At 63.8% G+C, this 19,157-nt stretch carries 19 protein-coding genes; 14 read left to right on the forward strand and 5 right to left on the reverse strand.

What is annotated here, in order from left to right:
* Positions 1–97 precede the first annotated feature (97 nt).
* The 3 genes from EFD55_RS24315 to EFD55_RS24325 all read right to left on the reverse strand — a co-directional run bounded on the left by EFD55_RS24315 (position 98) and on the right by EFD55_RS24325 (position 3,525).
* Positions 98–649: a DUF924 family protein gene (locus tag EFD55_RS24315; protein ID WP_125848209.1), complete on the reverse strand. Its 552-nt coding sequence runs from the start codon at positions 647–649 to the stop codon at positions 98–100.
* 234 nt (positions 650–883) lie between these two features.
* A complete protein-coding gene (locus EFD55_RS24320) occupies positions 884–1,948 on the reverse strand; it encodes a sensor histidine kinase (RefSeq protein ID WP_125848210.1) in 1,065 nt (354 codons plus the stop codon).
* A gap of 131 nt (positions 1,949–2,079) precedes the next feature.
* On the reverse strand, positions 2,080–3,525 hold the full coding sequence (locus EFD55_RS24325) for an MFS transporter (protein WP_125848212.1): 1,446 nt from the start codon (positions 3,523–3,525) through the stop codon (positions 2,080–2,082).
* 518 nt (positions 3,526–4,043) lie between these two features.
* On the opposite strand from EFD55_RS24325, the gene EFD55_RS24330 reads away from it, so the two are divergent.
* The 13 genes from EFD55_RS24330 to EFD55_RS24390 all read left to right on the forward strand — a co-directional run bounded on the left by EFD55_RS24330 (position 4,044) and on the right by EFD55_RS24390 (position 15,887).
* A complete protein-coding gene (locus EFD55_RS24330; protein WP_125848214.1) occupies positions 4,044–5,369 on the forward strand; it encodes an ABC transporter substrate-binding protein in 1,326 nt (441 codons plus the stop codon).
* Between the two features lie 119 nt (positions 5,370–5,488).
* Positions 5,489–6,457 carry a carbohydrate ABC transporter permease gene (locus EFD55_RS24335; RefSeq protein ID WP_125848216.1) on the forward strand — a complete coding sequence of 323 codons (969 nt, stop codon included), beginning with the start codon at positions 5,489–5,491 and terminating at the stop codon, positions 6,455–6,457.
* A complete protein-coding gene (locus EFD55_RS24340) occupies positions 6,454–7,407 on the forward strand; it encodes a carbohydrate ABC transporter permease (RefSeq protein ID WP_125848218.1) in 954 nt (317 codons plus the stop codon). Before EFD55_RS24335 ends, EFD55_RS24340 begins: the two co-directional genes overlap by 4 nt.
* Positions 7,404–7,622 (forward strand): hypothetical protein, encoded by a 219-nt coding sequence (locus tag EFD55_RS24345; RefSeq protein ID WP_125848220.1) that lies wholly within the window; start codon positions 7,404–7,406, stop codon positions 7,620–7,622. The genes EFD55_RS24340 and EFD55_RS24345 overlap by 4 nt, the downstream gene beginning before the upstream one ends.
* A 3-nt stretch (positions 7,623–7,625) precedes the next feature.
* A complete protein-coding gene (locus tag EFD55_RS24350) occupies positions 7,626–8,723 on the forward strand; it encodes an ABC transporter ATP-binding protein (RefSeq protein ID WP_125848222.1) in 1,098 nt (365 codons plus the stop codon).
* Positions 8,716–9,723, forward strand: coding sequence for an ABC transporter ATP-binding protein (locus EFD55_RS24355; RefSeq protein ID WP_125848224.1), 1,008 nt, complete (start codon positions 8,716–8,718; stop codon positions 9,721–9,723). Before EFD55_RS24350 ends, EFD55_RS24355 begins: the two co-directional genes overlap by 8 nt.
* 53 nt (positions 9,724–9,776) lie before the next feature.
* Positions 9,777–11,417 carry a dihydroxyacetone kinase subunit DhaK gene (locus EFD55_RS24360; protein WP_125848226.1) on the forward strand — a complete coding sequence of 547 codons (1,641 nt, stop codon included), beginning with the start codon at positions 9,777–9,779 and terminating at the stop codon, positions 11,415–11,417.
* A gap of 47 nt (positions 11,418–11,464) precedes the next feature.
* On the forward strand, positions 11,465–12,085 hold the full coding sequence (gene dhaL, locus EFD55_RS24365; RefSeq protein ID WP_125848228.1) for a dihydroxyacetone kinase subunit DhaL: 621 nt from the start codon (positions 11,465–11,467) through the stop codon (positions 12,083–12,085).
* A 14-nt stretch (positions 12,086–12,099) separates the two neighbouring features.
* Entirely contained in the window at positions 12,100–12,498 is a 399-nt protein-coding gene (gene dhaM / locus EFD55_RS24370) for a dihydroxyacetone kinase phosphoryl donor subunit DhaM (protein ID WP_125848230.1), read from the forward strand.
* The gene (locus tag EFD55_RS24375; RefSeq protein ID WP_125848232.1) at positions 12,498–12,842 is read left to right on the forward strand and encodes an HPr family phosphocarrier protein; all 345 of its coding nucleotides are present in this window, start codon (positions 12,498–12,500) and stop codon (positions 12,840–12,842) included. Before dhaM ends, EFD55_RS24375 begins: the two co-directional genes overlap by 1 nt.
* Complete coding sequence (locus EFD55_RS24380) at positions 12,826–14,430, forward strand: putative PEP-binding protein (protein WP_125848234.1); 1,605 nt, start codon at positions 12,826–12,828, stop codon at positions 14,428–14,430. The genes EFD55_RS24375 and EFD55_RS24380 overlap by 17 nt, the downstream gene beginning before the upstream one ends.
* Position 14,431: 1 nt before the next feature.
* Positions 14,432–14,845: a hypothetical protein gene (locus tag EFD55_RS24385; protein ID WP_125848237.1), complete on the forward strand. Its 414-nt coding sequence runs from the start codon at positions 14,432–14,434 to the stop codon at positions 14,843–14,845.
* A gap of 49 nt (positions 14,846–14,894) precedes the next feature.
* Complete coding sequence (locus tag EFD55_RS24390; protein ID WP_125848239.1) at positions 14,895–15,887, forward strand: dihydroxyacetone kinase subunit DhaK; 993 nt, start codon at positions 14,895–14,897, stop codon at positions 15,885–15,887.
* Between the two features lie 16 nt (positions 15,888–15,903).
* On the opposite strand, the gene EFD55_RS24395 is transcribed toward EFD55_RS24390, so the two are convergent.
* Both EFD55_RS24395 and EFD55_RS24400 read right to left on the reverse strand, forming a co-directional pair.
* A complete protein-coding gene (locus EFD55_RS24395; RefSeq protein ID WP_125848241.1) occupies positions 15,904–16,632 on the reverse strand; it encodes an esterase family protein in 729 nt (242 codons plus the stop codon).
* The gene (locus tag EFD55_RS24400; protein ID WP_125848243.1) at positions 16,629–17,588 is read right to left on the reverse strand and encodes an acetylxylan esterase; all 960 of its coding nucleotides are present in this window, start codon (positions 17,586–17,588) and stop codon (positions 16,629–16,631) included. Before EFD55_RS24400 ends, EFD55_RS24395 begins: the two co-directional genes overlap by 4 nt.
* 178 nt (positions 17,589–17,766) lie before the next feature.
* Between EFD55_RS24400 and EFD55_RS24405 the strand changes: the two genes are divergently transcribed.
* Positions 17,767–19,113 (forward strand): epoxide hydrolase family protein, encoded by a 1,347-nt coding sequence (locus EFD55_RS24405; protein WP_183736833.1) that lies wholly within the window; start codon positions 17,767–17,769, stop codon positions 19,111–19,113.
* Positions 19,114–19,157: the final 44 nt, after the last annotated feature.

The following is a 19,157-nucleotide window of genomic DNA, read 5'->3' on the forward strand; positions in this document are numbered from 1 at the left end:
CGACACAAAGGCGGAAACTCTCTAAAGCGCGTCGCATCGTACTTGTTCCACGTCTCTCAAAACCACAGCACGCTTCGATCGACATGCATGGGAGCACTCAGAAACCGGCGCCGGGCCTGGAAAGATAGTCGCGCTCCGCCGCCGTCGACTCCCGCCCGAGCATGGCGTTGCGGTGCGGAAAGCGGCCGTAGGCGGCGATCACCTCCCGGTGGCGGATCGCATAGTCGAGATATTCCTCGTCGCCGAGCGGGGTGAACAATGCCACCGAACGATCCTGCTCATCGAGGTTTTCGGCGTGTTCAAACGGCAGGTAGAAGAAGGTGCGGCAGGCGGGCTCGACCGCCCGGTCGGCGCCCGCTGCAAGCGCAAGCTTGGCTTCCCGAAGCGCCAGCCCGTCGGTCGCAACCGCAAGCGGCGTGCCGCGATAGATATTGCGGGGAAACTGGTCGAGCACGATGACGGCCGCCAGCCGGCACACCGGATCGGCCCGCCATTCGTCGCCGACACCCGCGGCAAGCGCCAGATGCGTATCCCGAAAGGTGCTGCGGATCTCGACGTCAAGCTCCGGCGGCGGGCGAAACCACAGCTCCCTGCCGCATCGGACAAACCAGAAATCATAGACTTCACGAGGCGCACGGATCGTCGTCATGTTTCCCTTCCCTAGCGTGAGATTGAATGATGTTATGTCGGTAAGCTATTGTAGGAAAAAGATAACACCGTGGTTGCAGCCCCCTCATCCGCCTGCCGGCACCTTCTCCCCGCTGGGGCGAAGGGGGAAAGAGGCGCCGCCGCGAATCCCTTCTACCCAGCGGGGAGAAGGTGGCGGCAGCCGGATGAGGGGGCCGCTCGGCACACCCTTCATCACTTCCCCGTTCACACCTGTCTACTTCCCCTCCTGCAACGAAAACACCAGCGTCGCCCTCGTCCCGTCATGCCCTGGATCATAAGCGAAATCCGATTTCAAACTCGCAGCCATCGCCGTCAGGATGCGTGTGCCGAGGCCGGTTCCCCAGGCGGGGCTCGACGGCTCGAATCCGGCGCCGTCATCCTCGACGATGAGGCGCAGCGCCTCGTCCGCCTGATCGACGGTGACGCGGATCTCGCCCGACACGCCATCAGGATAGGCATATTTGAAAGCGTTGGTGACGAGTTCGCTGACGATCAGGCCGAGCGTGATCACCTTGTCGGTCGCCAGCTTGACCGGCTGGGCGGCAAGCACGATGCGGTGCGGCCGGTTGTCGTCGCGCATCGAGGCTTCGAGTTCGGTGAGCAGGCTGTCCAGATATTCGTCGACCTGTACCGAGCCGACCTGCCGGTTGGTGTAGAGCCGGCGGTGCACGCTGGCGATGGCGTTGATGCGCATCTGCGTTTCGTGCAGCGCGTCGATCGCCACCTGGTCCTTGGTCATCGAGGACTGCATGCGGATCAGCGCGCCGACGAGGCCGAGGCTGTTGGCGATGCGGTGGTTGACTTCGGCAAGCAGCATTTCGGCGAGGTCGCGCTGCTGGCGGATCACCTCCTGCGCCTGCGCCGTCTCGCGGCGGAAGCGGGCCCGCTCCAGCGCCTGTTCAAGGGCAGCGGCGAGCAGGTCGAAATAGTCGGCCGAGATCCCCTTGAGCATATAATCGTCGGCGCCCGCCTTCAGCGCCGCGACCGCGATGCCGGTATCGTCCGAACCGGTGGCGTAGATGACAGGCGGATGGTCCGGCATATCGGTGATGCAGGGCAGGATGTCGAGGCCGGTCTCGCCGGTCAGGAGATGATCGAGCACGACGGCGTCGATGCCGCCCTCGCCGAGCCGCGCAAGGCCGGCGGCGCCGCTCTGCGCCCACTCGACCGAAAAGCCGCGCCGGCCGAGGTTCTTCTGCATCAGCAGGGCCAGTTCCTCGTCGTCGTCGATATAGAGGATGTGGATCGGGCCGTCCGCATCGACGTTAGAATTGCTCATTCCGTCTCCCGGCGTTCTCACAAGCGTCCGAGTCGGCCGCATGGCAATGTGGTATTGCATTGGCCGCTTGAGGTAAACCGCGCTTCTTGCTCACCCTCACCGCCGCTGCCCGATGGGTTCGGCGGGCGATGCTAATTCCGGCGGAATTTCCCGCGGCCGGAAACTTCGGCGCCCGCCTCCGCCGGCAATTGCAGGAAGCGCAGCGACGAGGCGACGCCGATTGCGCCGACCACGACGAAGGCCCAGCGGAAATCGGCAAGAACGGGATTGTCGGCGCCCCTGAGGGCCGAGGAAATATTGAGCACGGCCGCCGCCACGGCGACGCCGAGCAGCATCGACACCTGCTGCAGCATGCTCGACAGCGTCGAGGCCGAGCTTCGCTGCGCCGGGCCGATATCGGCAAAGGAGAGCGTATTCAGCGCCGTGAACTCCATCGACCGCGACAGGCCGGCGACAAACAGCAGCGCATGGATGAAAAATTGCGGCGTGTCAGGCGAAAGGAACCCGCAGGCGACGATCGAAAACGCGGCGATCAATCCGTTCAGCACCAGCACCGTGCGGAAGCCGAAAAAACGCAGGAGCGGCGTCGTCACCGTCTTCATGCCGAGATTGCCGAGGAAATAGACCAGCAGATAGGCGCCCGCGGCAATCGAGCTCAGTCCGAAGCCAAGCTGGAACAGGAGGGGCAGCAGGAACGGCGTCGCATTGATCGCCGTCCGGCAGGCCGTGCCCGCCGAGAGCGTCGACATCGAGAAGGTCTGAACGCGGAAGGCGGAGAGATCGAGCAGCGGATTGTCGACGGCAAGGAAGTGCCGCGTCGCCAGGAAGGACAGCACGATCCCCGCCGCCAGCATCGCCATAACAGGCAGAAGCCCGCCCTCCCATTTGACCGAAAGCTCAAGGGCGGCGAGCAGGAAGGTCAGCCCTGCCGCACTCAAAATGAAACCGAGGATATCCAGCCGGCCGGGATCGGACTCGCGCTGCTCGGGCACGAAGCGCAGCACCAGCCCCATGCCGAGAATGCCGATCGGGATGTTGATCAGGAAATTCCAGTGCCAGCTGGCATAGGTGGTGATGAAGCCGCCGAGCACCGGGCCGATCACGGGCGCGGTCAGCGCCGGCCAGGTGATCAGCGCGATCGCCTGGACGAGTTCGGACTTGCGGGCGTTCTTCAACACGATGATGCGCCCGACCGGCGTCATCAGCGCGCTGCCCGCCCCCTGGACGGCGCGCCAGAGCACGAATTCCGCAAGGCTGCCGGAAAATGCACAGAACAGCGAGGCAACCGTGAAGACACCGATCGACGTCAGGAAGACGCGCCGCGCGCCGAACCGGTCGCCGAGCCAGCCCGACAGCGGAATGAAGGCGGCCATCGTCAGCATGTAGACGGTGATGCCGATACTCATAGATACCGGCTGCACGCTGAAGCTTGCCGCCATCTGCGGCAGCGACGTGGCGACGATCGTGCCGTCGAGGATCTGCATGAAGAAGGAAACGGCAACGACCAGCGCCACGATCTTCGCCTGGCGGCCGCCCGCCGCCTCTTGCCCCTGCTCGCTCGTCTCTGCCGTGGTCATCGATCTGCCAATGGAAATTCCGGATGTCGCGACAGGGAAACGGGAAGGAAGGTGATCGGAGGTCTGCCGCGGGAGGCGCGGACAAACCGCGCACTGGCTGAATACGCCCCTTGCATCAGGCCGGAAAGGCTAAATCTCGCACTGCGACGGAATATTCCCGATGCGGCCCGCGCACTTAAGAAAAAGGCCCCACCGAAGCGAGGCCAAGTTTGAACCGCTCCGGGAAAACGGGAGCGGCGTGGAGGTCCATATCTTGCGAGCACCCCCGCAGCGAGGCCAGATTTCGCCGTATCGGTACGCTTGCGAATGAAATTTGCGGATCGGCCGAAAGAACGCTCCTAAAGACAGGTGAAACACCTGTGCACTGCAGCAACGATTGTCCCTTGCAATGTTTACAAAAAAGGATATCACTAAACATATTGCTAAACATGATGAATGAGGAGTTCATGTGAGCATTCTCTGAAATGGGTGAACATGCGACGCCGGCGGGGAGCCGGCATTAGTTCTGGGAGGAACTTATGCAGAAAACATCGAAAGCCCTTTTGGGGCTGGCCGCGGCGTTTGTCATGTCGTCGGCATTGCCCAATCTCGCCAAAGCCGATGAACTGACGCTGTGCTGGGCCGCATGGGACCCCGCCAATGCGCTGGTCGAGCTGTCGAAGGACTTCACCGCCAAGACTGGCACGCAGATGAAGTTCGAATTCGTTCCCTGGACGAGTTATGCCGACCGCTTCCTCAACGAGCTGAATTCCCACGGCAAGCTTTGCGACCTCATCATCGGCGACAGCCAGTGGATCGGCGGCTCTGCCGAGAATGGCCATTACGTCAAGCTCAACGACTTCTTCGACAAGGAAGGCATCAAGATGGATGACTTCGTGCCGGCGACGGTCGTCGGCTACTCGGAATGGCCGAAGAACACGCCGAACTACTGGGCGCTGCCGGCCATGGGCGACGTCGTCGGCTGGACCTACCGCAAGGACTGGTTCGAGAAGCCGGAACTGCAGAAGGAATTCAAGGCGAAATACGGCCACGATCTCGCAGCCCCGAAGACCTATGACGAGCTGAAGCAGATCGCCGAGTTCTTCCAGAAGCGTCAGATCGACGGCAAGACCGTGTATGGCGCCTCGATCTATACTGAGCGCGGCTCCGAAGGCATCACCATGGGCGTGACCAACGTCCTCTACGACTGGGGCTTCCAGTACGAGAACCCGAAGAAGCCTTACGACATGGAAGGCTTCGTCAACTCGGCCGACGCGGTCAAGGGCCTCGAATTCTACAAGTCGCTCTATGATTGCTGCACCCCGCCCGGCAGCTCCAACGTCTACATGGTCGAATCCGCCGACGCCTTCAAATCCGGCCAGGTCGCCATGCAGATGAACTTCGCCTTCACCTGGCCCGGTCTCTACAAGGACGAGAAGGTCGGCGGCGACAGGATCGGCTTCTTCCCCAATCCGGCTGAAAAGGCCCACTTCGCCCAGCTCGGCGGCCAGGGCATCTCGGTGGTCTCCTATTCCGACAAGCGCGATGCCGCCCTGCAATACATCAAATGGTTCGCCCAGCCGGATGTGCAGGCCAAGTGGTGGGAACTCGGCGGTTTCTCCTGCCTGAATTCAGTCGTCAACGCGCCGGATTTCGCCAAGAGCCAGCCCTATGCCCAGGCCTTCCTGGACTCGATGGCGATCGTCAAGGACTTCTGGGCCGAGCCGAGTTATGCTTCGCTGCTGCAGGCCATGCAGAAGCGCGTCCATAACTACGTGGTCGCCGGCAACGGCACCGCCAAGGAAGCGCTCGACGGCCTGGTGAAGGACTGGAGCGACGTCTTCAAGGACGACGGCAAGATCTAGTGCCGGACGACGGGACAGGCGGCATCTCTCTGCGCGCCATCCTCGCCAGGATGGCGGCCCGGATCGGCAAACGAGCCGGGCCGCCGGATCTCTCAAATTCCAAAAGACCGGGTGAAGACTTGACCATTTCCCATTCCTCCATCGTCGAGAAGGCGGCCGACGCGACAGCAAGGGCAACACCGGTCTCGGTTGCCCGGCGCGTCCGCGGCCTCTCCGACAGGGCGATCGCCTGGCTGTTCATTGCGCCAGCCATCACCCTGCTCTTGGCGATCAACATCTTCCCGCTCATCTGGGCAGTCTATCTCTCCTTCACCAATTACCGCGCCAACCGGCCGAATGCGCCGGTCCAGGGCGTCGGCCTTGGAAATTACGAGCGCGTCCTCAACGATCCCGATATCTGGCAGGCGATGCAGACCACCGCGCATTTCGTCTTCTGGACGATCCTGCTGCAGACGGTGATCGGCTTCACGCTCGCCTACCTGATCGACCGCAAGTTTCGCGGCCATGCCTTCTGGACGACGATCATCCTGATCCCGATGATGCTGTCGCCCGCCGTGGTCGGCAATTTCTGGCGCTTTCTCTACGAGCCGCAGATCGGCCTCTTCGCCTATGCCGTGTCGCTGGTCTCTGGCATTCCGACATCGGATATCCAGATGCTCGGCAACGTCTCTCTGGCACCCTGGGCGATCATCATCGTCGATACCTGGATGTGGACGCCCTATGTGATGCTGATCTGCCTCGCCGGCCTACGCTCGATCCCCGATTATATCTACGAGGCGGCCGAGGTCGACCGCGCTTCGCCCTGGCGCCAGTTCTGGTCGATCACGGTGCCGATGGCCCTGCCCTTCATCATGCTCGCCGTGCTCTTCCGCGGCATCGAGAATTTCAAGATGTTCGACATGGTGACGCTGCTCACCGGCGGCGGACCGGGCTCGGTCACCGAAGTCGCCTCGATCACGCTGAAACGCGCCGCCTTCGAAAGCTGGGCGACCGGCCGGGCCTCGGCCTTCGCCATCATCCTCTTTGTCGCGGTGTTCGGCCTCGCCAACATCTACGTCAAGGCATTGAACAAGGTGAAGCAACGATGAGCGCCGCCAACTCAGCCCATTCGGTCGTCGAACCGAGCCTGTCCAGCAAGCGCATCGCCGGCACCATCGTCGTGCTTTACGCGCTGATCACCCTCATCCCGCTCGTCTGGATCTTCCTGACCAGCATCAAGTCGCCGCCGGATTCGATCAGCTATCCCCCCAAGATCGTCTTTACCCCGTCGCTCGAGGGCTATTGCAACCTGTTCACGACGCGCACCCGGCAGACGCCCGATTATATCGCCTCGCTGCCGGCGCCGGCCGGCACCTGCGATGAGGTGACGCGCAAGCGCAACATGGTGATAGCAGGCCCGTCGAATTTCGTGCCGCGCTTCGTCAATTCGCTGGTCATCGCCTTCGGCTCCACCTTCCTCGCGGTCTTCCTCGGCACGCTCGCAGCCTACGGCTTTTCCCGCTTCAAGGTGCCGCTCGCCGACGACCTGCTGTTCTTCATCCTGTCGACGCGCATGATGCCGCCGATCGCCGTCGCCATCCCGATCTACCTGATGTATCGCGAGCTCGGCCTGTCGGACACGGCCTTGGGCATGATCCTGCTCTATACCGCCGTAAACGTCTCGCTCGCCGTCTGGCTGCTCAAGGGCTTCATCGACGAGATCCCGCGCGAATACGAGGAAGCGGCGATGATCGACGGCTATACGAGGCTCCAAGCCTTCCGCAAGGTCGTGCTGCCGCAGGCAACGACCGGCATCGCTGCGACCGCGATCTTCTGCCTGATCTTCGCCTGGAACGAATATGCCTTCGCCGCCCTGCTGACCTCGGGCGAGGCCCAGACCGCGCCGCCCTTCATTCCGACGATCATCGGCGAAGGCGGGCAGGACTGGCCGGCGGTTGCCGCCGGCACCACGATCTTCCTGATCCCGATCCTCGTCTTCACTATTCTCCTGCGCAAACAGCTGCTGCGCGGCATCACTTTCGGAGCCGTCCGCAAATGAGCCATCTGATCGAAACACGCACCCGCACCCCTGCCCGTCCGAAACGGCCCTTCTTCTTGCGGCGTGGCCCGATGGAGGCCATCGCCACCGTGCTGATCGGGCTCGGCTTCCTGATGCTGTTCCAGCCCTTCCTGCTGGTGCTCTACACCTATTCGCTGGTCACCCTGCTTGCAGGCACCGTCATGTTCATCATCGTTTCGAAATTCCCGGAGTGAGCCATGGCCGATATCCGGATTGAAAATCTCCGCAAGGAATTCGGCAGCTTCGTCGCCGTTCAGGATTCGAGCTTCACCGTCCATGACGGCGAGTTCCTGGCGCTGCTCGGTCCATCAGGCTGCGGCAAGACGACGACGCTTCGCATGATCGCCGGCCTCGAACTGCCGTCGAGCGGCAAGATCTATCTCGACGGCGAGGACGTCACCTTCAACCGCGCCAGCGCCCGCGACATCGCCTTCGTCTTCCAGCTCTTCGCGCTCTACCCGCATATGAACGTGCGCAAGAATATCGGCTTCCCCTTGCTGTCGCAGGGCATGCCCAAGGCCGAAATCCGTCAGCGCGTGGAGGAGACCGCCCGGCTGCTGCAGATCGACCATATTCTCAACCGCTCGGTCTCCGGCCTTGCCGGCGGCGACCGGCAGCGTGTGGCGCTCGGCCGCGCCATCGTCCGGCGCCCGAAATGCTTCCTGATGGATGAGCCGCTCGGCACGCTCGACGCCGAGTTCCGCGAAGTCATGGTCCACGAGCTGCGCGAACTGCACAACCGCATCCATGCCACCACCGTCTACGTCACCCATGACCAGCACGAGGCGATGGCGATGGCCGACAAGATCGCCGTCATGAACCATGGCGTCATCGAGCAGTTCGGCACGCCGCAGGAAATCTATGCCAAGCCCGCGACCATGTATGTCGCCGATTTCATCGGCTCGCCGCCGATGAACTTCATGCGCTTCACCTCGGGCCTGAAAAACGGCGACACATCCATCCTGCTCGACGGCGTCGATGTCGCCGTTCCCGAGATCCATCAGGACGTGGCCGAGAGCGAACTGGCGCTCGGCGTGCGGCCCGAGCATATCCGCTTCAGCGACGCATCGCCCCTTCGCGGCGCCGTCTATGGCAGCGAATATCTCGGCACCAACCAGGTCGTCGCCGTGGAAACCCAGGGCGGCCTAATCAAGGCCCGCGTTCCCGCCAATCGCAGCTTCCGGATCGGCGAGACGGTCGGCCTGGAATTCAACCCGGCGAAACTCGCGCTCTTCGACTGCACGTCGGGCCGCGCGGTGCCATCCCAGCTCTATCAGGAGACCCGGCATGGCTAATGTCGTCCTCAGGAACCTCGCCAAGCGCTTCGGCGATACCCAGGCCTTGGCCGATCTCGATCTCTCGATCCGCGACGGCGAATTCGTCGTGCTGCTCGGTCCCACAGGCGCCGGCAAGACCACGACACTGCGGCTGATCGCCGGCTTGGAAAGGCCGGATAGCGGCCGTATCGAGATCGGCGGCCGCAATGTCGCAGCCGAAGCCCCGGCCGAGCGCGACGTCGCCTTCGTCTTCCAGCAATATTCGCTCTATCCGCACATGACGGTTTACGAGAACCTCGCCTTCCCGCTGAAGGCGCCGGTGCGCAAGCTGAGTGCGGAGGAAATCGATCGGCGCGTGCGCGAGGTCGCGCGCATGGTCCGGATCGACCATAAACTCGAGAATCGCTCGACCAGGCTTTCCGGCGGCGAGATGCAGCGTGTCGCGATCGGTCGTGCGCTGGTGCGCCGACCGGCGATCTATCTGATGGACGAGCCGCTCTCCTCGCTCGATGCCAAGCTGCGCGCGGAACTGCGCCTGGAACTGAAGCGCATCCAGAAGGAATTGGGCTCGACACTGCTCTATGTCACCCACGACCAGGTGGAAGCCATGACCATGGCCGACCGCATCGGCATCGTCGCCGAGGGCCGGTTGATGCAGGTGGGAACGCCGCGCGAAATCTACGGCAATCCCGCCAACCTGCATGTCGCCGCCCGCCTCGGCCAGCCGCATATCAACCTTCTGCCGGCGGACCTGCTTCCCGGCGGCCGTCCGCCGACCGGCACGAAAACCGTCGGCGCCCGCACGGAACATCTCGATATCATTGTCGGCAAGGATGCCAATGCGGAGATCGACTGGATCGAGCATCTCGGCGACCAGAACCATCTGCACATCAGGGCTGGCAATCACAAGCTCGTCACACTTGCAGATCCATATCTGGCGATTGCGCCGGGCGACCGGATCAGCCTGACGCTGCGCGATCCGCTTTATTTCGATGCGGCTGGACAGCGCCTGTCCTGACCGGCAAACACACATGACGACGGCATGAAAAACAAACAGACGGGTCTCAATCGATGAAACACTTTTTCAACCGCAGGGAAACCATCGTCACCGAAGCTCTGGACGGTCTGCTTCTGACGAGCAGCAACGGTCGTCTCGCCCGCCTCGATAGCTTTCCCGACATCAAGGTGATCCTGCGCGCGGACTGGGACAAGTCGAAGGTGGCGATCATCTCGGGCGGCGGCGCCGGCCATGAGCCCTCCCACGCCGGCTTCGTCGGTAAGGGCATGCTGACGGCAGCCGTCTCCGGCGAGATCTTCGCCTCGCCGAGCGTCGATGCCGTGCTGACGGCGATCCGCGCCGTTGCGGGCCCGAAGGGCGCCCTGCTGATCGTCAAGAACTATACCGGCGACCGCCTGAATTTCGGTCTCGCCGCCGAAAAGGCGCGCGCCGAAGGCTTCGACGTCGAGATGGTCATCGTCGCCGACGACATTGCCATCCCCGGCATCAACCAGCCGCGCGGCGTCGCCGGCACGCTGTTCGTCCATAAGATCGCTGGATATCACGCCGAAAGAGGCGAGGACCTGAAGACGGTCGCAGCCCATGCCGTGGCAGCCGCCGGCGACATCGTCTCGCTCGGCATGTCTCTCTCCACCTGCAGCGTGCCCGGCCAGGCGCATGAGGACCGTCTCGGCGAGAACGAAGGCGAACTCGGCCTCGGCATCCATGGCGAACCCGGCGTCGAGCGCATCGCACTGCAGCCGGTCGCCGATATCGTCGCCACCATGGTGGCGCGCCTGTCGCCTGCGCTGCGCGAAGGGGCAAGCCACGCCCTCCTCATCAACAATCTCGGCGCCGTGCCGCCGCTCGAAATGACCGTGATTGCCAATGCCGTACTGTCCTCGCCGCTTGGCCGCCGCATCCGGCTGATCATCGGCCCGGCGCCGATGATGACCGCGCTCAATATGAACGGCTTCTCGCTGTCGCTGATCCGGCTAGATGCCGCGCGTGAGACGGCGTTGACGGCGGCGGTCGAGCCGCATGCCTGGATGCCGGCTGTCGAGCGCCACGAGATCCAGATCATCGCTGCACCGAAAACATCAGCCGGCTTGAACGGCGCGGCCGCAGCCGGGGAGAACGCCCGCAACCGTCGCCTGATCACGGCGCTCTGCGAGCATCTGATTTCGCAGGAAAGCGAACTCAACCGGCTGGATGGTCGCGTCGGCGACGGTGATACCGGCTCGACGGTGGCGACGGGCGCCCGCAGCGTGCTTGCCCGCTTGGACACGCTGCCGCTCGACCGGCCGGCGGCAACGCTCGCCGCGCTGGGCGATATTCTCGGCACCAGCATGGGCGGATCGAGCGGCGTGCTGCTGTCGATCTTCTTCACTGCGGCAGCAAAGGCGATGGCCGACAAGGCCGATATATCGGCAGCCCTTCTTGCCGGGCTCGACAGGATGACGTTCTATGGCGGAGCCGCAGTCGGCGACCGGACGATGGTCGATGCGCTCTCGCCTGCCCTGCAGGCACTGGCATCCGGCGACGTCGCCGCAGCCGCAAGGGCAGCCGTAGCGGGGGCGGAGTCGACGAAGACGATAACGAAGGCGAGAGCCGGACGCGCCTCCTATGTCGGCGAAAGGGATCTGGCGGGCGTTGCCGATCCCGGTGCCGTCGCGGTTGCCGGCGCGTTCGACGTGGTGGCAAGCCTCGCCTGACCGGCGTAAAGTTTGAGAGCCGCGCGGGAGACGCGGCGACAGGGAGGATGGCAGTGCAGGCGGAGCCGATGCTGGTGGCAGGATTGATCGAGGTGTGCCGCGCGACGATCGCGGAGAACACCGATCACCTCTGCGCGCTCGATCGCGCCATCGGCGATGGCGATCACGGAACCAATATGCGGCGCGGCTGCGAGGCGGTGAGCGCCGAGGGCGAGAGCCTGTCCAGCCTGCCCTTCCCCGATGCCGTGGAAAAGATCGGTCTGACGCTGGTGATGAATGTCGGCGGTGCCGCCGGCCCGCTCTACGGCACGCTGCTGATGGAGATCGGCCGCGAGCTTCGCAAGAGCGATGAGAAGGCCGATTTCTCGCAGGTGCTGAAACAGGCGATCGACGCGGTGGCAAGACGCGGGCGCGCCCATGCCGGCGACAAGACCCTGCTCGACGTGCTCTATCCCGTCCATGCCGCGCTGGCGAAGCGGTCACCACTCGGCGACATCGCCCGCAAGGCCGAGCGCTCTGCCGACAGGACCGCCGCGATGAAGGCAATGCGCGGGCGTGCCGCCTATCTCGGCGATCGTTCGATTGGCCATGTCGATCCCGGCGCGTCGAGCTGCGCGCTGCTGACCACGGCGATCTGCCGCTATCTCGGGGAGCATCGCCCCCAATGAATGCAAGGACCGACATGACTGCAAAGACCGCAAACGTGGGGATCGTGATCGTCTCTCACTCGCCGCTGGTGGCAAGGGGTATTGCCGACATGGTGCGCCAGATGGTCGGCGACTGCGTGCCGCTCGCCTGGTCGGGCGGCAATGTCCACGGCGAGCTCGGCACCGATGCCGGCGGCATCCTGAGAGCGATCGAAGCCGCCTGGTCCGATGCCGGCGTCGCCGTCTTCGTCGATCTCGGCGGCGCAGAAACCAACAGCGAGATGGCGGTCGAAATGCTGGGACCTCCTCGTTCGGCGCTCGTCTCCATCTGCAACGCGCCTTTGGTCGAAGGCGCCGTCATCGCTGCCGCTGAAGCGTCGGGGGGCGCGTCGCTGGCCAAGGTCGTCGCCACAGCCGAGGAACTATCCCCCTGATGACAACAGGATTGCGGATTGAAAAACAGGAGCCTAGTCCATTGCATGTGAACTGCCAGACGGAGGTGGAAGTCAAGCACGGCGTCGGGCTGCATGCCCGCCCCTCCGTCACCTTCACGCGGCTTGCGAAGTCCTTTCCCTGTTCGATCGAGGTCGCCGTCAACGGCAGCGACGTCTGGCTGAACGGCAAGAGCATCATCAAAATCATGGGCGCGAGAATCCGCAAAGGGTCGATCCTCAGGATCCGCGCCGACGGCATTCTCGCCGAAGAGGCGATCCGCGCGCTGAAGGAACTCATCGAGCGCAACTTCGATGAGGAAAAGAAACATGGCCGAACCGCTTAGGCTGAAAGCAAAGAGCGCATCCCCGGGCATCGCATCCGGCCCGGCCTTTCTCGCGGAGGAGCCGAACGCTTCTTCCGCTGCCGAGCGGCTGGGCGCCGCACGTGCGCCTCAAATCGCCGGCGGATTCGGCGCACTGGAAAAGGCGATCGATATCTCGATCGGCGAACTGGAGCGCCTTGCAGAGGGTGCCGACGCCGAAAGCCGCGATATCATCGATTTCCAGATCGAAGTGTTGCGCGATCCGACGATCGCGGAGGCGACGGGCGCACGCATGCAGGCCGATGAGAACGTGGTCTTCGCCTGGGTCGCCACCCTCGACGCCTATATCGGCGAACTCGAAGCATCCGATGAGGAACAGATGCGGGCGCGCGCCGTCGATATTCTCGACATCAAGAACCGCGTGCTCGGCGCGCTCGCCGGCACCCCGATCGCCGATTTCCCGCCCGGCTCGGTCTTCGTCGGCAAGGACATGGAGCCCAGCCGCTTTCTCGCCCATGACTGGTCCAAGGGCGGGGGCATTGCGTTGTTTGCAGGCAGCACCGCCGGCCACGTCGCCCTGCTCGCCCGGGCGAAATCCGTGCCGATGGTGGTCGGCACAGGCCGCTTTTCCGCCGCAAACGGAGATCCCATCAGCGTGGATGGCGACGCCGGCGCCGTCATCCTGCAGGCGGGCGGCGTGTTGATCCCACCGCCGCCACCTGCTCAAGCGCCTGCCGGCGACACGCAAATCGAAAGCGGTGAGCTACGCACGGCGGATGGCGTGCCGATCCTCACCTCCATCAACATCAACGATCCCGCTGAGATCGATGCCCTCGATCCGGCAACGGCGGGCGTTGGCCTGATGCGCTCGGAGTTTTCAGTCACCTCGATCGCCGATGCCGCCAATGAGGAACGGCAGCTGGCGATCTATCGCCGCGTGCTGGAGCAGGCGGGCGATAAGCCGGTGATCATAAGAATGCTGGATATCGGCGGCGACAAGCCGCTTGCCGGCCTCGAAGACCTGCCGGCTCTCGACTCGGGCCTGCGCGGCATCCGGCTGCTGCTTGCACGGCCGGAAATCGCCCGCGTCCAGGCCCGTGCCCTGCTGCGCGCCGCCGTCTTCGGCAGGCTTTCGGTGATGCTGCCGATGGTGACCTTTCCCGACGAAATCGACAGGATGCGCGAGCTGTTCCGTGAGGAAGCCGAAAGGCTCGGCCGCCGTGCCCTGCCCCACCGGATGCCGCCGATCGGCATGATGGTGGAGGTGCCGGCTGCAGCGCTGATGCTCGACACCTTCGGCTCGGCAGCATTCTTCTCGTTCGGAACCAACGATCTCACACAATATCTCGCCGCATCCACGCGCAACGACATCGATGCCGATCCCGATAAGTCAGCGCCCGCCGTGCTCCGGCTGATTGCCCAGGCAGTGAAGCTTGCCGCCGGCAAGCCCGTCAGCATTTGCGGCGACATGGCCGGCGACCCGCATTATCTGCCGGGCTTGCTTGCCGCCGGCCTCCGGCATTTTTCCGTGGCGCCGGCCCGGCGTCCCGCGATAAGATCGGCAATCATCGGTCTCAATGCCGATGGCACGAAGGCAGCCGGAGAATAGAATGGCGCGCGAAGACACCGAAGACGCCATTATCGCCTACAAGTCCATTCTGGCGCAGATCATCGACAATAGGCCATCGGGCACGCGCCAGCGCCTGGCGACGGCGCTTGGCAAACACCGCAGCTTCGTCACCCAGATCACCAGCCCGACCTATGCGACGCCGCTGCCGGCGCGCCATCTCGCGACGATCGTCCGCGTCTGCCATTTCAGCGCCACTGAGGAGGAACGCTTTCTCGAAGCCTATCAGGCCGCCCATCCTGGCAAGCTGCCGGATCTCGGCCATTCCGAGAAATTGCGGCACCTGTCGCTGATGGTGCCCGACTTCGGCGACGACCGAAAAAACCGCCTGCTCGAAGAGGCGATCTCCGATCTGGTGCAGAAAATCGTCGCGATTTCAGGGGCGAGTGAGCCCTGAGTGGTGAACAGGTTGACGTAACGTAATGCTTGGCCTTGGGAGGGGCTTGATGAAGAAGTTCATGAACACTGCGGAAACCATGGTCGCCGAAAGCGTCGAAGGCTTCGTGCGCGCCCATGAGGCCTTCGTGGTGTTCGGGACCGAACGCAAATGCATTCGCCGCCGCGATCTCACGTCGGGCAAGGTGGCGCTCATCTCAGGCGGCGGCGCCGGCCACGAACCGATGCATATCGGCTTCGTCGGCCAGGGCATGCTGGATGCGGCCTGTGTCGGCCATATCTTCACCTCGCCGACACCGAGCCAGATCATTGCCGCTATCGAAGAGGCCGATACCGGCGCCGGCTGCCTGCTCGTGGTCAAGAATTACGACGGCGACCTGATGAACTTCGAAATGGCGATCGAGATGGCTGGCGATCGCCACAGCCTCGACATGGTCGTCGTCAGCGACGATATCGAGACGTCGAGAACAGGCGAAGGCCGCGGCCGGCGCGGTGTCGCCGGAACGCTGATCGTCGAAAAGATCCTCGGTGCTGCGGCCGAAGGCGGCATGCCGCTTGCCGAATTGAAGCGGCTTGGCGAGGGGTTGAACACACGCATCCGCTCGATGGGTGTGGCGCTGAACGGCGTGACCGTGCCGCAGACTGAGCGCACGACGTTTGCGCTCGGAGCCGATGAAATGGAAATGGGCGTCGGCATCCACGGCGAGCCCGGCCATGCCAGGCAACCCTTCGCCGCCGCCGACGCCATCATCGCCCATCTCTGCGAAACCATCGCCGCTGACATCGCCGTGACGCCGGGCACCCGAGCCCTGCTCTTCGTCAACGGTCTGGGCGGCACGCCACCGGCCGAACTCTATCTCGCCTATGCCGGCGCCCGCCGCTTCATCGAGGAAAGAGGCATCCCGATCGAGCGCTCGCTTGTCGGAACCTACGTCACCTCGCTCGACATGCAGGGATTGTCGGTCACCCTTGCCATGCTGACCGACGAGGAGATCGCCCTCTGGGACGCGCCGGTGGCGACGGCGGCCCTGCGTTGGCCCTAACCGCCATCCAGAAGTATCAGATGTAAAGCGGCGCCATCTTGCGCCAGGCGCCGGCGCGGTGGGCGCGGCCGTCCCAGACATGCAGCTGATGGCGAATGTTCTTTTCGCCCAGCAGCCGGCTGAGATAGCGGTTGTTGTCGAGGAAAGGGTCGGCGTCGCCGATTGTGAGAACGATCTCGATCTCGCGCAGCCTGTCGAGCCGCCAGTCGGAGCCGAGGCCAGGCAGGAAATGCGTCGGCGTGTGGAAATAGACGCTGTCGTCGTAATAGCCGTCGAACAGGTCGCCGAAGGATTCTACCTTCATCGTCAGGTCGTAGCGGCCGGAAAAGGCGACGAGCTTGCGGAAGAGATGCGGATGGCGGAAGACGAGGCTTGCCGCCTGGAAGGCGCCGAGGCTGCAGCCATGCACGATGGTGCAGTCATGCGGGTTCTTCCAAGCCATCAGCGGCAGCACCTCGTTGAGGATATAGTCCTCCAGCGCCGCATGCCGGCGGATGCGCTCGGCAGGATGGTGGTGGAAGCCGTAGAGGCTGTCGGCCGCCAGGCCCTCGATGCAATAGAGCTGGAGATGGCCGGCCTGCAGCTTGTCGGCAAGGCTTCCGACCAGGCCGAGCTGTTCATATTCGAAGAAGCGCCCTTCCCGCGTCGGAAAAACCAGCACCTTGGCGCCGGCATGGCCGAACACCAGCATCTCCATGTCTCGATGCAGCCGCTGACTGTACCAACTGACATATTCGCGGTTCATGGCACCCTGAAGAACTGTCCGATCTTATCGCGGAGCACCGCCTCTTGCTCAGCACTTCCAGGGTAATCGAAATGACCGGCGTCCAGGATGAAGATTTCATTAAATTTCGGTATCGCATTTGCGACAGCGAACTGGCAGGGCGGCGCCACGGAAGGATCGAAAAGCGCCACCGCCGTCAGCATCGGCACCTCGATCCGCTGCGCCGCGGTCGCGGCATCATAGAAGCGCAGCGTCTCCAGCACGTTGCCGTGGTCGGCCTGATATTCCTGCACCGATTGCGCGCTGCCGACGGTCGGAAGCTTCAGCCGCAGCGGCTGATGCCCGAAGCTCGGCAGCGCGAGATGGCCGCGATCGATGCGTGGATCATAGGCGATCGCCATCGCCCCGACCCCGCCCCCGAAACTGATGCCGCTATAGCCGATACGTCCTTCAAGCCAGGGATAGAGCGCCGTCAGGGTCGAGACGGCAAGCCAGATATCCTCGACGCAGCCGCCGATGATGTAGTCCTTCGGCTTGTCGATATCGTGGAGCACATGCCAGGAGGGATTCTGCGAGATCGGCGGATGGGCGCTGAGTGACAGCCCGCGGCAGCAGGGAAAGAGGATCGCCGTTTCCTTGAGCGGCAGATCGAAATCCGGCCGGTCCCGCCCGCCGTAACCATGCCCGACGACGAGGCCGCGCCGCACCTGCCCCTCGCGCGGCAGGATGAGCCAGCCGCCGATCCGGAACTCGCCCGTCGAGAGGTAGACGATATCGAGCACATGCCAGTCGGGATGGCTGATCTCGCTCTGGGAAAGCGCCGGCCGCGGATCGACATCAAGCGCCTTGCGATATCGCGCCTGCCAGAAAACGTCGAAACCATCAGGCTCCTCCGGCGGCTCGACCGCCAGCAAGTCTTCCAGCAGCATGCCGTAGGTTGGATCGAAGGCGAAGGGATGTGTCTTGGGAATGCTCATCCAAGGTTTCTCTCGTGAAAAGGCTGGCGGCGCAAGGCTCAGCCGCGCCGGTCGCGAACTTGCACGAGCCACGGTGCGCTTTGGAGCAGTCCGCGTCCTATCGGCATGCATGTTATGATGACGCCGGGCGACCTCTGGGGACCTTGCCCTGGGCGCCTGCTTCAAAGGAGACAACACCGTGACCAGGATCGTCAAGATGCGCCCGAGCGCAGGCTCGGAAGTCGTCAACCGGGGTCGACGCAGGTTTCTGACCGCCGCTGCGACCGGGATTGCCGCGGCGGGCGCGGCAGGCCTCTTCCCGCCGCGACGAACGGCTGATGCCGCGGACGATGCCGTTCGTCAGTTCCGTGTCGATGTTCCCGAGGAAAATCTCGCCGACCTTCGCCGTCGCATTGCCGCCACGCGCTGGCCCGAGCGCGAGACGGTCGAAGACCAGTCGCAGGGCATACGGCTCGAAAAGATCAAGCCGCTCGTCGATTATTGGGGCACCGGCTACGACTGGCGCAAAGCCGAAGCGCGGTTGAATGCGCTGCCGCAGTTCATGACAGAGATCGATGGCCTCGATATCTACTTCATTCACATCCGCTCGAGGCATCCAAATGCCCTGCCTGTCATCATCACCCATGGCTGGCCGGGATCGGTGTTCGAGAACCTCAAGGCCGTCGGTCCGCTCACGGATCCCACAGCCCATGGCGGACGCGCGGAGGATGCATTTGACATCGTCATTCCGTCGATGCCGGGCTTCGGCTTCTCCGGCAAACCGGCCGGCACCGGCTGGGGACCGGACCGCATCGCCAGCGCCTGGGCAGAGCTGATGAAGCGGCTCGGCTACACCAGCTACGTCGCCCAGGGCGGGGACTGGGGCTCGCCCGTCTCCAGCGCCATGGCGCGGCTCGCGCCTCAAGGCCTGCTCGGCATCCACATCAACCTGCCGGCGGTTGTCCCGCCCGAGATTGCCGCTGTGCTCGCCGTCAACGGGCCGGCGCCGGAAGGGCTCTCGGAGGAGGAACGCGCGACCTTCGATGCCCTCAGCGCTGCCGCCAGGATGGGCAACCGTTCCTATGCCACGATGATGGGCACAAGGCCGCAGACGATCGGCTATGCCATATCGGATTCCCCTGCCGGCCTTGCCGCATGGATGCTCGGCCACCCCGGCTTCACGCAATGGACCTACAACAACACCGATCCCGAAAAATCTCCCGACGAGGTGCTGGACGATATCACGCTCTACTGGCTGACCAACAGCGCCGCCTCCTCGGCGCGGATCTACTGGGAATATGACAGAGGGCGCAGTCCCCTCCTTGCCGCCGGCGAGAAGACGTCGGAGATCGCGCTGCCGGTCGCCATATCAGTCTTTCCCGGCGAGAACTATCAAGCCCCGGAAACATGGGCGCGGCGCGCCTATCGCAATCTCGCCTATTTCCACAAGGTCGATAAAGGTGGCCACTTCGCCGCCTGGGAAGAGCCGGAACTCTTCTCTGCCGAACTCCGGGCCGCCTTCAGACCGCTGCGCCGACCGACGTGACATGAACGATGCAGCACGCTCAGCATTCGCGCATGGATCCCAGG

It is taken from the genome of Rhizobium pisi (assembly GCF_003938655.1).
Taxonomy (GTDB): Bacteria; Pseudomonadota; Alphaproteobacteria; order Rhizobiales; family Rhizobiaceae; genus Rhizobium; species Rhizobium pisi.

Bases quoted from the DNA above. Each gene is read 5' to 3' on its own strand.
- EFD55_RS24315 (WP_125848209.1), bottom strand. From the start codon at position 649: ATGACGACGATCCGTGCGCCTCGTGAAGTCTATGATTTCTGGTTTGTC.
- EFD55_RS24320 (WP_125848210.1), bottom strand. From the start codon at position 1,948: ATGAGCAATTCTAACGTCGATGCGGACGGCCCGATCCACATCCTCTAT.
- EFD55_RS24325 (WP_125848212.1), bottom strand. From the start codon at position 3,525: ATGACCACGGCAGAGACGAGCGAGCAGGGGCAAGAGGCGGCGGGCGGC.
- EFD55_RS24330 (WP_125848214.1), top strand. From the start codon at position 4,044: ATGCAGAAAACATCGAAAGCCCTTTTGGGGCTGGCCGCGGCGTTTGTC.
- EFD55_RS24340 (WP_125848218.1), top strand. From the start codon at position 6,454: ATGAGCGCCGCCAACTCAGCCCATTCGGTCGTCGAACCGAGCCTGTCC.
- EFD55_RS24345 (WP_125848220.1), top strand. From the start codon at position 7,404: ATGAGCCATCTGATCGAAACACGCACCCGCACCCCTGCCCGTCCGAAA.
- EFD55_RS24350 (WP_125848222.1), top strand. From the start codon at position 7,626: ATGGCCGATATCCGGATTGAAAATCTCCGCAAGGAATTCGGCAGCTTC.
- EFD55_RS24355 (WP_125848224.1), top strand. From the start codon at position 8,716: ATGGCTAATGTCGTCCTCAGGAACCTCGCCAAGCGCTTCGGCGATACC.
- EFD55_RS24360 (WP_125848226.1), top strand. From the start codon at position 9,777: ATGAAACACTTTTTCAACCGCAGGGAAACCATCGTCACCGAAGCTCTG.
- dhaL (WP_125848228.1), top strand. From the start codon at position 11,465: ATGGCAGTGCAGGCGGAGCCGATGCTGGTGGCAGGATTGATCGAGGTG.
- dhaM (WP_125848230.1), top strand. From the start codon at position 12,100: ATGACTGCAAAGACCGCAAACGTGGGGATCGTGATCGTCTCTCACTCG.
- EFD55_RS24375 (WP_125848232.1), top strand. From the start codon at position 12,498: ATGACAACAGGATTGCGGATTGAAAAACAGGAGCCTAGTCCATTGCAT.
- EFD55_RS24380 (WP_125848234.1), top strand. From the start codon at position 12,826: ATGGCCGAACCGCTTAGGCTGAAAGCAAAGAGCGCATCCCCGGGCATC.
- EFD55_RS24385 (WP_125848237.1), top strand. From the start codon at position 14,432: ATGGCGCGCGAAGACACCGAAGACGCCATTATCGCCTACAAGTCCATT.
- EFD55_RS24390 (WP_125848239.1), top strand. From the start codon at position 14,895: ATGAAGAAGTTCATGAACACTGCGGAAACCATGGTCGCCGAAAGCGTC.
- EFD55_RS24395 (WP_125848241.1), bottom strand. From the start codon at position 16,632: ATGAACCGCGAATATGTCAGTTGGTACAGTCAGCGGCTGCATCGAGAC.
- EFD55_RS24400 (WP_125848243.1), bottom strand. From the start codon at position 17,588: ATGAGCATTCCCAAGACACATCCCTTCGCCTTCGATCCAACCTACGGC.